General features: G+C 59.6%; 15 protein-coding genes. 8 read left to right on the forward strand and 7 right to left on the reverse strand.

Annotated features, from left to right (window positions below; translation table 11 throughout):
* Positions 1 to 101 precede the first annotated feature (101 nt).
* Positions 102 to 266 carry a hypothetical protein gene (locus CRP40_RS21990; RefSeq protein WP_168199527.1) on the reverse strand — a complete coding sequence of 55 codons (165 nt, stop codon included), beginning with the start codon at positions 264 to 266 and terminating at the stop codon, positions 102 to 104.
* A gap of 9 nt (positions 267 to 275) precedes the next feature.
* Positions 276 to 509, reverse strand: a complete 234-nt coding sequence (locus CRP40_RS09190) for a PLDc N-terminal domain-containing protein (RefSeq protein ID WP_027914750.1) — start codon at positions 507 to 509, stop codon at positions 276 to 278.
* 165 nt (positions 510 to 674) lie between these two features.
* Between CRP40_RS09190 and CRP40_RS09195 the strand changes: the two genes are divergently transcribed.
* Both CRP40_RS09195 and CRP40_RS09200 read left to right on the forward strand, forming a co-directional pair.
* The gene (locus tag CRP40_RS09195) at positions 675 to 1178 is read left to right on the forward strand and encodes a CinA family protein (protein WP_027914749.1); all 504 of its coding nucleotides are present in this window, start codon (positions 675 to 677) and stop codon (positions 1176 to 1178) included.
* A gap of 133 nt (positions 1179 to 1311) precedes the next feature.
* Complete coding sequence (locus CRP40_RS09200; RefSeq protein WP_140174387.1) at positions 1312 to 1695, forward strand: hypothetical protein; 384 nt, start codon at positions 1312 to 1314, stop codon at positions 1693 to 1695.
* Between the two features lie 75 nt (positions 1696 to 1770).
* Here CRP40_RS09200 and CRP40_RS09205 read toward each other — a convergent pair whose 3' ends face one another.
* Complete coding sequence (locus tag CRP40_RS09205; protein WP_027914747.1) at positions 1771 to 2064, reverse strand: DUF6555 family protein; 294 nt, start codon at positions 2062 to 2064, stop codon at positions 1771 to 1773.
* Between the two features lie 224 nt (positions 2065 to 2288).
* On the opposite strand from CRP40_RS09205, the gene CRP40_RS09210 reads away from it, so the two are divergent.
* Both CRP40_RS09210 and CRP40_RS09215 read left to right on the forward strand, forming a co-directional pair.
* Positions 2289 to 4043: a glycoside hydrolase family 15 protein gene (locus tag CRP40_RS09210; protein WP_027914746.1), complete on the forward strand. Its 1755-nt coding sequence runs from the start codon at positions 2289 to 2291 to the stop codon at positions 4041 to 4043.
* A gap of 100 nt (positions 4044 to 4143) precedes the next feature.
* Positions 4144 to 4614, forward strand: coding sequence for a hemerythrin domain-containing protein (locus CRP40_RS09215; RefSeq protein ID WP_027914745.1), 471 nt, complete (start codon positions 4144 to 4146; stop codon positions 4612 to 4614).
* A 42-nt stretch (positions 4615 to 4656) separates the two neighbouring features.
* Here the strand turns inward: CRP40_RS09215 and CRP40_RS09220 are convergent, their stop codons facing one another.
* Positions 4657 to 5766 carry a Gfo/Idh/MocA family oxidoreductase gene (locus CRP40_RS09220; RefSeq protein ID WP_027914744.1) on the reverse strand — a complete coding sequence of 370 codons (1110 nt, stop codon included), beginning with the start codon at positions 5764 to 5766 and terminating at the stop codon, positions 4657 to 4659.
* Between the two features lie 185 nt (positions 5767 to 5951).
* Here CRP40_RS09220 and CRP40_RS09225 point away from each other — a divergent pair, with 185 nt between their 5' ends.
* A complete protein-coding gene (locus CRP40_RS09225) occupies positions 5952 to 6197 on the forward strand; it encodes a hypothetical protein (protein ID WP_027914743.1) in 246 nt (81 codons plus the stop codon).
* A gap of 182 nt (positions 6198 to 6379) precedes the next feature.
* On the opposite strand, the gene CRP40_RS09230 is transcribed toward CRP40_RS09225, so the two are convergent.
* Both CRP40_RS09230 and CRP40_RS09235 read right to left on the reverse strand, forming a co-directional pair.
* On the reverse strand, positions 6380 to 6604 hold the full coding sequence (locus CRP40_RS09230) for a hypothetical protein (protein WP_027914742.1): 225 nt from the start codon (positions 6602 to 6604) through the stop codon (positions 6380 to 6382).
* A 73-nt stretch (positions 6605 to 6677) separates the two neighbouring features.
* Positions 6678 to 7391 carry a DUF72 domain-containing protein gene (locus CRP40_RS09235; protein ID WP_027914741.1) on the reverse strand — a complete coding sequence of 238 codons (714 nt, stop codon included), beginning with the start codon at positions 7389 to 7391 and terminating at the stop codon, positions 6678 to 6680.
* Between the two features lie 127 nt (positions 7392 to 7518).
* On the opposite strand from CRP40_RS09235, the gene CRP40_RS21995 reads away from it, so the two are divergent.
* The 3 genes from CRP40_RS21995 to CRP40_RS09245 all read left to right on the forward strand — a co-directional run bounded on the left by CRP40_RS21995 (position 7519) and on the right by CRP40_RS09245 (position 9452).
* Positions 7519 to 7668, forward strand: coding sequence for a hypothetical protein (locus CRP40_RS21995; RefSeq protein ID WP_155952741.1), 150 nt, complete (start codon positions 7519 to 7521; stop codon positions 7666 to 7668).
* A 65-nt stretch (positions 7669 to 7733) separates the two neighbouring features.
* Positions 7734 to 8117: a low affinity iron permease family protein gene (locus CRP40_RS09240; RefSeq protein WP_042139293.1), complete on the forward strand. Its 384-nt coding sequence runs from the start codon at positions 7734 to 7736 to the stop codon at positions 8115 to 8117.
* Between the two features lie 210 nt (positions 8118 to 8327).
* Positions 8328 to 9452, forward strand: coding sequence for a mechanosensitive ion channel family protein (locus CRP40_RS09245; protein ID WP_027914740.1), 1125 nt, complete (start codon positions 8328 to 8330; stop codon positions 9450 to 9452).
* Positions 9453 to 9596: 144 nt separating this feature from the next.
* Here CRP40_RS09245 and CRP40_RS09250 read toward each other — a convergent pair whose 3' ends face one another.
* Entirely contained in the window at positions 9597 to 13253 is a 3657-nt protein-coding gene (locus CRP40_RS09250; RefSeq protein WP_027914739.1) for a CheR family methyltransferase, read from the reverse strand.
* Between the last annotated feature and the right edge of the window lie 54 nt (positions 13254 to 13307).

Consider the following 13307-nt stretch of genomic DNA (forward strand, 5'->3'; position numbering starts at 1 on the left):
CTAGAAAGTATTCACGGGCAGGGACAATGCCCACGCGTTAGTCAACAGCGCTTGGCTGCCGTTGACGTCGCGCGGTGTAGCGAAGCTGGCTGAACACTGCTTTACGGCTTGTGCGCAGGCACATCCCTGGCGGTCTTCTGCGCCGTAGTGTCCTGCTCGGTGCCCGTAGACCCGTCTGGACGGTGAGCGTCATTGTCTCGCTCTTCTTCGCCTGTGGTACGCGCTTGCTCAACGCGCTTGGCGTCCTGCTCATTCGATGTGCTCATGAAGACACCTCAGCCTTTGCTATGTTCAGGGGAAGAAGGTCCAGTGCCGCGCTTGATGCCACGCGGCCCCCAAATACCCCAGATCGCCAGACCCGCAACAGGCAGCGCCAGGAGCAATAGCGCCCAGGCCGCCTTTGTGGAATCGGTCTTGTCACTACGAAACACGCTGACGATCGCCCACAAGTCCACCAGTAGAATGAGGACCGCCACGGCAATCCAGAAGTACGTCACAGGCTCGTTCATAACCGCTCTCCAGGTTTGATCGGTTTTTCAACCTCTTTGAAGAGGAAGCATGAAAGTCCTGCTAAGTTCAGCTCGATTGTTGCGCGATGGACGGGCGGGCGCACATGCACTGAACCAAAAGCCTTGCGCTCGCGTCCACTGCAAAATGCTGCGCGAGTTACAGGTATGGTCACTGAGCCGATTGAGTCCGTTTTCGAGTATTTGAAAAAACATGACCTTGTTCTGACCACTGCCGAGTCCTGCACTGCAGGCGCCATGGTAGCGGCACTGGCCGCCCTGCCAGGAACAGCCGAGGTGCTCGAAAGCGGCTACGTCGTCTACTCTCCTGCTGCCAAGCAGCGTCTGCTAGGCGTCAGCCCCACGACCATCGAGCGCTATGGCCTGACCAGCGAGGCGGTGGCCTGGGAAATGGCATTGGGCGCATTGAAAGACAGCAACGCTACCGTCGCCATCGCCACCACGGGCGTAGCGGGGCCTGCCGCGCAAGGCAAAATTCCGCCAGGTACGCTGTGTTTTGCCTGGGCATTCGCGGGTGAGCCGCTTGCCGTTTTTACCGGCACCCAACGTTTTTTTGCCGAGCGTGAAGAAGTGATGCGCCAGGGGGCAGTCTATGGGTTGTCGCAACTTGCGCATTATCACCAACGCTGGCTACGCGGCGAACGAGCCTGATCACATCTCGATGAATGAGCACCCGATGAATTCCAAGCATTATCCAGCGCCCGAAAGCGCCAATGCGCACCACCCTTTTTGGCCCGCCGGACGCATTAAATGGTGTGCACTTTTGCTGCCCCTGGGTGTAGTAATGGCCGCAATGCCGGCCAGTACCTGGCTGATCGATACCCAGGCGAGCAGCGCCGATGGCAAGGTGCAGGTGCAGTACAAACGACTGAGTCGCAGCGCAAGCCCTGCCGATCTTTCGATTGAAGTAAGGGGAGCGCCGAGCAAGCCGCTTTGGGTTCAGCTCGGCGGCAGCATGCTTCAGGAGGCGAGCATCGAAACCGTGCAACCGCAACCGCTGCGCATTCAAACCCAAGGGAAGGCAATGCTCGTTGAAGTGGCGACAGACGAAGCAGGGCTGGCCACGTTGCACCTCACCGTGCGCCATGAAGCACTTGGTCAGGTCACAGGTCACGTACGGGCCGGCGCCAACAGCGCCGTGCGACTATCGACACTCCTGTACCCGTAGCCCTGAACGGCTGAACACACACGCCTGGACACGAACACGCCGGGGCCCGTGCCACCGGCGTGTCGCCAATCTAATTCAGGACTTCTCAGTGGCAACTGCGAATTTCGTCATGTCTACCGCCGGCGCGACGAACTCCGGGCCTTTGCCCGAGACCCGCCACCGCACGTTGGTCAACCCATAGCGCTCAGCCATGGGTCGGCTGACTTTCTTGATCTTGTGCTGACCGAACCGCGGGATGATACCGACGCCTGCATCGCAACTCGCCCAGTGCCAGGCCTCGGCGTTGTCCATGCGTTCCAGTCGAATGATGAAAGTCCTGAATTCTCCGTGTAGCTCGTACTCGATTACATACAGTTGTTGTCCTGCCATTGGACTCTCCTCCATCAAACTCAGCCTAATGGAGCCAAAGGCGTAACAAAAAATTCCATTTATTTTGACCCGACAGTCATCGTCTTGCCGTTGCCCATTTGTGCCGAACTGTTGTCGCTTCGCTTCAGTCACACCTGTACAAAAGGTGCAGGAGCTGCAATGTGGAAGACGTATCTGAAAGCCCGCGGCAATGTGCCGAGCCGCAACGAGATACCGGTGGCTGGCTGGCGCTGGAGCAGTATGCGGCCCTTGGCGATGGGCGCTCGGTAGCACTGGTGGGCCTGGACGGTTCCATCGACTGGTGGTGCGTGCCCCACATGGACTCCCCCCCTCTGTTCGATCGACTGCTCTCGCCCAGGACCGGCGGTTACTTTGCCATCACCCCAACCCAGCCCTATCAGGCAAAGCGTCGCTATCGCCCCGGCAGCAATGTGATGGAAACCGAGTACATCACCTCTACCGGCAGCGTGCGATTGACCGAATCGCTAAACAGCGGGCCTGCCGGGCGCTTACCCTGGGCGGAACTGGCTCGCCGTATCGAGGGCATCGAAGGGTCGGTCACGCTTGAGATCGCCATCGATTTTGGTACCCAGGCCGACACGGTTAGCCCGTACCTCACGCCCAACGACAACGGCTGCGTTTTTCACGCAGGCCATATTCTCGGGATGTTCCTGCATGATCAACAGATCAGCGTGCGGCGCAAGGACGACATAGGCGTGCGCGCCACACTCGACACCTCGCCGGGGCAACGCACCGTGGTGGCCCTGATCGCGGGGCGTGACGAGCCCTTGGTGGTGCCGCCACTGAGCCTGATCGATGAACGCATCGACGGCTCTGATCGTGAATGGCGGCAGTGGTCGAAAAGCCTCATCTATAAAGGCCCCTATCAGTCGGTGGTGATACGCAACGCGCTGGCGCTCAAGTTGTTGCTGTCATCACCCAGCGGTTCGATCATGGCGGCTGCCACCACGTCGTTGCCAGAGCGCATAGGCGGCACCAAGAACTATGACTATCGGTTCGCATGGATACGCGATGCCGGGTATACCATCGAAGCCTTCCTCGGCATTGGCGCTCAGCCTGAAGCCAAGGCTGCGTTTACCTGGTTGCTGCGCAGGCTGGCCGAGCACGGCGCGCAGGTCTTCTACACCCTGGACGGGGCCATCGGTGACTGCACACGCACCATCGACCTGCCGGGCTACAAGCAATCCCCGCCCGTAGTGGGCAACGACGCCCGCGACCAGTTGCAGCACGGCGTGTTCGGCGACATTTTCGAAACTGCCCGTTGTTTCATCGACACCGGCAACATCCTGGACGGCAGCAGTGCAGTGCTGCTGTCACGGCTGGCCGATCAATGCGCAGACCAGTGGCGCCAGCCCGATGCCGGTATCTGGGAGTTACCAGAAACGCGGCACTACACCCTGTCGAAGATCAGCTGCTGGCAGGCCCTGAGCCGGGCCATCGAACTGGCCGACGGCGGCCATCTACCCACAACCTGCCGGCAGCGCTGGGCGCGCGAGCGTGACCGTGTTTTCGAGTGGATCGAAACCCATTGCTGGCATGAGGGCCGCCAGGCGTATGTGTTCTACCCAGGCAGCGACCGGCTGGACGCAGGTATCGCCCTGGCGGTGCACTTCGGCTATCCGGCGCCTGAGAGGCTGCAAAGCACCCTGGAGGCTGTGCAGCAAAGCTTGTCGGCAGGCCCCTTCCACTACCGCTACAGCGGTGCGGTCGAGGAGGAAGGCTGCTTCCTGGCGTGCACGTTCTGGCTGGTAGAGGCTTGGGTACTGCTCGGCCAACACGAACGCGCGCAGCACGCCTATGAAGCTGCCTTGCAAGGCCTTGCCCATGGCGCAGGCATCTATTCGGAGATGGTCGACCCTGGCACGGGAGAGTACCTGGGCAACCTGCCGCAAGGCCTCACGCACCTGGCGGCGCTGCGCGCAGCGTTGGCACTGGGTGGCCGCGCACCGTGTAGATGAGGGTACACGCCAGGCACGTCATCTGCGCAGCGGAACTGATGGCCTGGCGCTCGACTCAACCCATGGCAACCGTGATTACAACAACCTGCAGAGGTGATCCATGAACGCCATCGAATTGCTGACCCAGGACCACCAGTTGGTCAAGAAACTGCTCGAAGAGTTGTCTTCGACAACGGAGCGCGCGGTGAAAAAGCGTGCCGAACTGCTGGAACGCATCAAGCAGGAAGTCACTATCCATACCGCGCTGGAGGAGGAAATCCTGTACCCGGCCATTAAAGAGGCTGGCGGCAAGGAAGAGGAAAAGATGTACTACGAGGCCAAGGAAGAGCACCGTACCGTCGATTCACTGGTGCTTCCTGACCTTGAAGGCACAGACACCGGCACGGTCGAGTTTGCAGGCCGGGTCAAGGTGATGAAAGAGTTGCTGGAGCATCATATCGAGGAAGAAGAAAGCGAGCTGTTCCCTACGGCACGCAAGCTGCTGGGTAAGCAGCAACTCGAGGAGATGGGCAAGACGATGATGGCGCAGAAGAAACTGCTCAAGGGCAAGTCGGAGCAGCGAGCCGCGTGATCAAGCCTGCGCGCCCCCTCAAGGGAGCGCGCAGCTCGCCCGCTATTCTGCCGGCGATTCGGCATCGACCATCGGCGGTACTGGGGCCAGGGCAAAGGCCCTGCGTTGTTCGGATCGCCGCGCGAACGGGCGAGCGGGCAGCGGTTCCAGCTGTTGTGGCGTACCGGTTTCAAGCGCTCGCTTGATCGCCTCGACTACCCGTACATCGCGCCACCCCTCCTCCCCGTCGGGCTCGGGCGCGACGTTGTTGAGGATGCAGTCGGAGAAATAAGCAGTTTCCCCAGCAAATTGATCCACCACAGGGTTAACGTGCACACGCGTCTCGCCATCGATGGTGGCCCTGTAGCTGATCGCCACCCCTTCCCCATAACCAAAGCACGGTGAAGCCTCGATCTCGCCCTTGGTGCCCAATAACTGGAACCGCTCGGTAGACGGCAAGGTATAGCTGACGGTGAACTGGGCCAGTCGTTCGTCTTCGAAGCGCAGGCTCACAGTGACCGTGTCCCAGGTGTCCATGGTGCTGCCAGGCGAGCGAACTCCCATGGCCGAGACTTCGATGGGTTCGGCGTTGAACAACTGGCGAACCATGTTCAGGGGATAGGGGCCCATGTCGGGCACCGGCCCGGCCTCGAAACCATTCTGGGCACGGTGGTTATTGGGCTTGACCCGCTGCGTGAAGATAGAGGTGAACAACCTGGGATCACCGAAATCGCCCTTGTGCACACGCTCGATCATGTCCAGCGTGCCAGGCTCGCAGTGCAGACGGTAGGCAACCATCAGCTTCGCCCCAGTGCGTTTCGAGGCCTCGATCATGGCCTTGCAGTCGGCTTCGCTGATGCCCATGGGCTTTTCGAGCAATACATGAATACCGGCTTCGAGCGCCGGCACCACGAATTCACGGTGACGAAAATTAGGCGTTGCGATGTAGAGCGCATCCACCTCCCGCGCAGCAAGCATCTGAGCATACTGGTCGTAATGGTAGGTGCGAAGGGCATAACGCTTGCCCAACTGTCGGGCTTTTTCCTCATCCCCGGTGACCAGGACGGTAATTTCCGAGTTGTCGGTCTGCCCGATACCAGGCATGAACGCACCCTGGGAAATCGAGCCCCCGGCCACTACACCATAACGGACCTTGCGTGCTGTACTGGGCATGACATCCCTCCTCTTGATCACGATTCAAAGCAGTACCTCTCAAGTGGGCAAGCCAAGGCTGGGTGAGGTTCAAAAAAACGTGTGTGCCCGCGCTGTCATGGCCATGCGTATCCGGGTAGAGGAACGATCTGAACCCGTCCTCAGCTGGCCTGTCCCACGAACAAACCAAGACCGAGGACAGCGCGATGGAGGATTGGATCGATTGGCTGGAATGGCCGGCCATGGTGCTGACGGTAGTGGCAGCATGGTGCATAGGGTCGCGGCGACCCGCCCGCCGCAAGGTCGGCTTCTGCTGTTTCATTGCAAGCAATCTGTTATGGGCGGCCTGGGGCTGGCATGCCGAGGCCTGGGCGCTGATCATTCTGCAGTTCACGCTGTGCGTCATGAATCTGCGAGGATGGAAGAAGAATACGAGGATGGAGCCGGGTTGACGTGGATCTAGGTGTGAGTGCCTTTGCCGGAGCGCCGGGCCGGCCCCGGTAGCTGAAGGTGTCAAGTTGACTGTCAGGCGCCCAGCTCAAATCGTGGGGCCGCTTTGCGGCCCATTGCAGCACTAAGCCGCTGGCTTCAATTTCGGGAAAGCCCAGCGCATGCAGCAAAACGACCCCATCGCTTAGCGATCCAGGCGCTTTTCGACGTTCTCAGTCTGCTGCTCGATCGCCCGCGTCTGCTCTTCCAGTTCCTTGATGGATGTCGGGGTGATCGCCTTGTCTACGGCCTCAGTGGCCGGATCAGGGCGTTCCAACACCGGATCAGGTGACTGCTCGCCTTTTTGCGCTTCCTCAGAGGAGATCGGACGCGGGACTTTGTCGCCGGTGTGGGTATGAGTGTCTTTCATGGGCATCTCCAACTTCAACAGGGTGTCTTTATGAGCAGAGCGCAACGCTGGGGAAAAGTTTGATCCGCTTCGCTTAGCCCAGGTGACTGCGAACCGTCAACGCATCACCCACGGCGGCGCCACTGGCTGTGTTGTCAAAGATGCACCAGGTGATCGCCCCCTGAACATGCGTACGTGTCACCTGCGCGCCAAGCTGCCGTAAGCATGGATCGGAATAAGCGCTGTGATACAAAACCGGTACGCCGTGCAACCGCCAATACGCTATGCCTGGCCATCCTGAGGGCTGGCCGTCTAGCACGAATCTAGGCGGACTTGCCGCCACCTGTCCCACCTGAAGGTCAATCAGCAGCGTTTGCGCTGAATACCATGTGGCATGCCTAGGTTCGACGACGACCGGCTTGTCGGACCGGCGGCGCAGCGCTTCGAAAAAACGCCTGGCTACCGCTTCGTCAAAGCTTAGCGACGGTGGTAGCTGGACCAGCAAGCAGCCCAGTTTCTCCCCCAACTCCCCGCATTGGGCCAGAAAGCTGTCCAAAGCCGCTTCACACCCTTGCAGACGCATCTCATGGGTAATGGCCTTGGGTACCTTGACCGAGAAGCGAAAGCCCTCAGGTGTCGATGTGGCCCAGCGCGCGTAGGTTTGCGGCCGATGGGGCCGGTAGAACGAACTGTTGATTTCCACAGCGCTCAGGCACGCAGCGTAGCGCTCCAGATGGCTGCCTGCCTCGGGAAAAGCCGGGGCATGCTCCTTGGGCAGACTCCAGCCTGCACAGCCTAAGTAGATCATCTCAGTAGTCCGTTGAACTCACTCAAGGATGGAGCCGCTTCAGTGTCAGGACGTTCCACTGGGCAGATCGATGGAACACCCGGCAACGGGCTGGGCACTAACGCAGCACATCCCAGAGGAATCCAACATGACTGACCCCAATCATCCAGACCCTTATGTGGACGACGTACCCCACAATCCGGGTGACACCATTGGTACACCTGAACAGGCGCCCACAGAGCCGGCTCCGGAATGGCCGGAAGGCCAGGTGCCACCTGAAGAACAAACTGACGGCTGACCGTTTCACACCTGGCGGCGTACGCTGCGCCGCCGCAAACCACTGCAATCACCAGGAGGGATCCGATGAAGTTCGCGCAGTTCTGTCAGTGGTTATCCAACCAGGCTGGCCGCCCCAGCACATTCCTGATGGCCATCGTGCTCATCATCATGTGGGCGGTTTCCGGCCCATGGTTCCACTACAACGATACCTGGCAACTGATCATCAACACCTCGACCACCATCATCACATTCCTGATGGTGTTTCTGATCCAAAACACCCAGAACCGGGACAACGACATCATTCACGTCAAGCTCGATGAGCTGATCCGCGCCACTCAATCGGCGCAACGTTCGGTGCTGGACCTGGAGGCCATGGACAGCAAGACCCTGCGCGAGCTGCGCAAGGAATACCGTGCGCTGGCTGCGCGTACCGGCGCAACGCTTGAAGACGATGTGCCGCATCCATGAGGAGCCCTCTCAGCGCATCGCCGGACGGGGCCCCACCTGTTGTCAATCGTGGGCCAATCAATGGCCTACGGGCGCACGGCCCCTTACCCGGTCTGCACTGTTCATCTTCTTATGATCGACGTGCACCCACCCTCTGATAACCACTCGCAGGGCAATTGTTTTGCTCGACGCCTGACACCTCGAAATCTTTGCTAGAGGAGGCAAGCCTTCATGAGCGATCGCATCATTACACTCTTCACCGATACCACGTTCTTCGGTATTTCCATTCTGAACCTGTTACTCGCCGTCACTGTGGCCGTCCTGACGTTCCTGGTGGCCAGGGCCGCCATAAGCTTCGTACAGCGGCGCGTCAAGCACTGGTCATCTCACTCCGGTGCCATGAGCCATGTGGTTGAGAAAGTACTGTCAGGCACCAGCAACTCGCTACTGTTCCTGGCTTCACTGTTGGTGGGGTTGAGCATGCTCGACCTGCCGGAGCGTTGGTTGAGCCGGGTCGGCAGCCTCTGGTTCGTCGTCGCCGCGTTGCAGATCGGCCTGTGGGTCAACCGTGCCATCGGTCTGGGCCTGGACCGCTACTTCACCCGCCACAATCCGGACGGTTCCCAGCAGAGCAGTGCCCTTGCCACGTTGTCGGCCTGGGGTGCGCGGGTATTGTTGTGGTCGATCGTGCTACTGGCCATGCTGTCGAACCTGGGCGTGAACATCACCGCCTTCGTCGCCAGCTTGGGTGTGGGCGGTATTGCGGTCGCCCTGGCTGTGCAGAACATTCTGGGTGACCTGTTCGCCTCGCTGTCCATCGCCGTGGACAAGCCGTTCGAGGTGGGCGACTTCATCGTCATTGGCCCATTGGCCGGTACCGTCGAACATGTAGGCCTGAAAACCACGCGCATCCGCAGCCTGGGCGGCGAGCAGATCGTCATGGCCAATGCCAGCATGATCAGCAGCACCATCCAGAACTACAAGCGCCTGCAAGAACGACGCATCGTGTTCGAATTTGGTCTTTCCTATGACACGCCTACCGAGGCGGTGAAGAAGGCACCCGGGATCGTAGAGGAAGCGATCAAGGCGCAAACGCAAGCACGCTTCGACCGCGCGCACCTGCGGGGCTTCGGCAAGGAAGCGCTTGAGTTCGAATGTGTCTATATCGTGCAGGACCCAGGCTACAACCTGTACATGGACATTCAACAGGCCATCAACTTCAAGCTGCTTGAGCGGTTCTCGAAAATCGGCGCCAAGTTCGCCGTACCGGTGCGGGCCATCAAGGTTACGGCGCTGCCGCAGGAGGCGAACGTGCATGCGCAAGGGCGAGACAACCTGGGTATGCGGGGGGCTTGAGAGCGTCACCTGTGACGCTTGAACGTGGCAGCGGACCCGGCGGTCCGCTGCCCTGCCGTCTCACATAGGCTCATCACCATTGACCTTGCCCAGTTCGGCACCGGTCATCGGTTGCGGTGAGCCGCACTGCCCACCGATTCCCTTTCAAAGCGTTTGCGAGGCACGACAGAGTGACTCAATGGCGCCTACCAGCTCGTCGTAGTGCACGGGCTTGGTCAGTTGCAGGTCGAAGTGCGCGACCCGACCCTCCCGGCTTGGCGGGCTGACCCCATAGCCACTCAACGCGATTGCAGGCGTCGCCTGATACTGAGCTTGTTCACGAATCGCCGTGATGAATGCGTGCCCGTCCATTTCAGGCATGCCGATATCGGTCAGTATCACATCGAACCGGTGCCCTCCCACATTCTCCAGCGCCTCAACCGGATTGAGGAACGTAGTAACGTGGGCGTCTTCCATTTCCAGCAGCATCCGCATGACGTCCACAACGTCCGCAGAATCGTCTACCAGCAAGACATGAACGCCCTTGAGCCTGCCTTCACTGGGCCCAGCGTCTGAGTTGGCTGCGCCCTTCCCAAGGGTGCGCTGCGACAGCGGTAGCTGGACACTGAATGTTGAACCAAGCCCCAGCCCCGCCGAGTGTGCGCTCACAGTACCGCCATGGGCCTGCACCAGTTGCTTGACCAGTGACAACCCGATGCCCAGGCCGTCACCGTGATGACGGGTGTGGTGGGGCTGCCGAAACAGCTCGAAGATGTCTGTCACATCATCTGCAGACAGGCCAGGGCCGTTGTCGCTGACAGCCAAACGCACGTTTTTTTCGGTAAGCGAGAGCTCGACCGTGACCCATGCCTGCGGGCCGCTGAACTTCAGGGCATTGTTGATCAGGTTCCAGATGATCTGCTCAAGACGCGTCGCATCACCATAAACCACCATCGGACCGCGCGGTTCGGGCAGTACGAGGAGGATCCGGGCCGTGGGGTACTCCTCAATGGCCATGGCATGTATCGACTTGAGCATATCGGCCAGATCCAGAAGCTCTTTCTTGAGCATGAGCTTTCCGGTCCGCAGGCGAGCGACGTCTAGCAAATCATCGATGATGCGGGTCTGGCTGGTCACTGCGTCGTTGATCACGGCAAGCGCCTTGCCACCCTTGGCCGTGTACTGCACGGCAGGCAGTCGGCGCAATATCTCGGCATTGAGCTGAATGAGGTTCAGCGGATGCTTGAGCTCGTGCGACATGAAGGCGAAGAACTCATCCTTGAGCAAGCTGCTGGTACGTGTCTCAGCCAGGCGCTTGCCCTGTTCATCCTGCAGGTGCTTCTGCCCCGTCATATCACGGGCAATCTTCACGTACCCCGGGGTATCACCACGCAAGCGCGCCGTTTCCCCGCTGCAGTACAAGCGGCTCCCGTCGCGACGCAAATGCCAGCGCTCGTCTTCGGCACGCCCATTTACCTGGGCTTTGCGCAATTCGGCTTCAGGTACACCAGCAGCTCGATCCTGGTCCGTGAACAGCACGTCGAAATGGCTACCGGCAATCTGCTCGGCGCTGTGGCCGAAGATAGACTCCGCACCGCGATTCCACTCACAGATGACGCCGTTGCCGTCCAGGATGATGATGGCAAAGTCCTGGGTGCTTTCCGCTACCAGTCGCATGCGCTCCTGTCCCAGGCGCAGGTCCTGTTCAGCTTCACGCCGTTTGGTGATGTCGATGAACGTGAGCACCGTACCGTCGATGTGGTCCTCGCTCGAGCGATAAGGCAACAGACGAGCGATGTACCAGCGTCGGTCACTGCTACTGACCTCTCGTTCCCTGACGGTCAGCGATTGATGAACCGCAGCAGCGTCCTCGGTCATTTTCGGATAATCGAGCCGATGGGTGATATCCAGCAGCGAACGGCCCGTGTCCGTCTGGCGCATGCTGAAGATGTCCTGCGCTCTCGGCGTGAACCAGCGGATATGCATATTGCGATCCACGAACACTGTAGCGATGTCGGTAGAAGCGATCAGGTTGGCCAGGTAGTCGTTGATCTTGTCGGTTTCTTCGACCTTGCTCTTGAGCTCGAAATTGACCGTGAGCAATTCTTCGTTGATCGACTGAAGCTCTTCCTTGCTGGTTTCCAGTTCTTCGGTAGCCAAGCGCAGCTCTTGGTTGATGGCTTGCATTTCTTCGTTGGAAGCTTCTAGCTCTTCGCTGGAGACTTCCGACTTTTCGATGGTTTCCTGCAGGTGGAGCTTGGTGCGATGCAGCTCGCTCTCCAGGCTCGTCATCACCTGATTTTGATTTTGCTCGACGGGGATGTTGGCGGCGACATTGGCGCGGAAAATCCGGTTGCGTTTATCGACCGCCTTGAACAGCTCCGGGCACAGGTCGGCAGACTCCGAGGAGCCCATGAACAGGTAGCCGCCAGGGCGTAGCGCGAAATAGAACATCTGCAGCATTTGTTTCTGGATCTCGCGATCCAGATAGATGAGCACGTTGCGACACACGATCAGGTCTACCTGTGAGAAAGGCGGGTCGCAAAGCAAGCTGTGCCTGGCGAACAGAACCTTCTCACGAATTTCCTTCCTTACCCGGTAGTGATCGTTCTCCTTGGCGAAGTACTGGCGCAGGCGCGTGGTCGATACATCGGTGATGATCGCCTCCGGGTAGATCCCCGCGCGACCTATGGCAATCGCGCGCTCGTCGATGTCGGTGGCAAATACCTGCAGCTTGAGCAGAGCAGGCTCAAGTTTGCGGTGTTCGGCACACAGTATCGCCAGGCTGTAGGCCTCTTCTCCCGTTGAGCAGCCAGCGGACCAGATTCGCACGTCTTCACGCTTGTCCTCAGGGCCACCTGGGTTCAAGACAACGCTCAATACCAAGCGCTCGAGCGCCTCGAAGGCTTCCCGGTCGCGAAAATAGTTCGTCACACCGATCAGCAGGTCTTCGAGCAGGTTCTTTGCCTCATCAGGGTGCTGCTGAAGATGACGCAGGTAGCTCGGCAGGTCGGCCCGGCCAGTGATCTGCAAGCGGCGTTCGATGCGCCGTATGACCGTCGCGCGCTTGTAGTGCTGGAAATCGTACCCGGTACAGTTGCGCAGGGTCATGAGAATGTCCTGCAGCGCCTGCTCGCTATCCTCTCCCGCTTGCGCAGCGTTGGCTTGGATTCCGGCCTCTGCATCGGCGACACGGATGCTGCGCATGCCCATCCAGAAACCGAGCAGTTTTTGCGGTATGTCGGCTACCGGCAGTATCGCATCGACCAGTCCGGTGGCAATGGCAGCCAGCGGCATCCCGTCGAATTCGGCATCGGCCGGGCTCTGCACCAAGGTGATGCCACCTTGCTCCTTGATACGCGACAAGCCCACTGCACCATCACTGCCTGCACCGGAAAGCACTACACAGAAACTTCGCTGCTTGTGCACATCGGCCAGATCACGGAAGAACAAATCGATGGCGACATGCTTTCCCAAAGGCCGCGAAGAGGGAACGACCTTGAGGTGGCCGTCAGCCATGATCAGTTGCCAGGCAGGTGAAATGACATAGACGTGATCGGGCTCGATGGGCACGCAGCTGTTTACCTGTACGACCGGCATGGAAGTCGCGGTCCGAATGATCCCGTCCGCGACGCGCTGATGATCGGGCGAGAGGTGCAGCACGATGACGAATGCCATGCCGCTCTCAGACGGCATGTGTTCGAAGAAAACCTTGAGCGCGGCGATACCGCCTGCCGAGGCACCAATGCCCACCACCGGAAACCCAAGCTGGCTGGGTAAGGTTCGATCTGTGTTGGCGGCGGTGCTGGACGGGCTGTTCATCGTTGGTTCCTGTCTGAAAACATCCACGAAGTGACGTGGTTTTCCTGTATGACC

The organism is Pseudomonas sp. URMO17WK12:I9, assembly GCF_900230165.1.
Taxonomy (GTDB): Bacteria; Pseudomonadota; Gammaproteobacteria; order Pseudomonadales; family Pseudomonadaceae; genus Aquipseudomonas; species Aquipseudomonas fulva.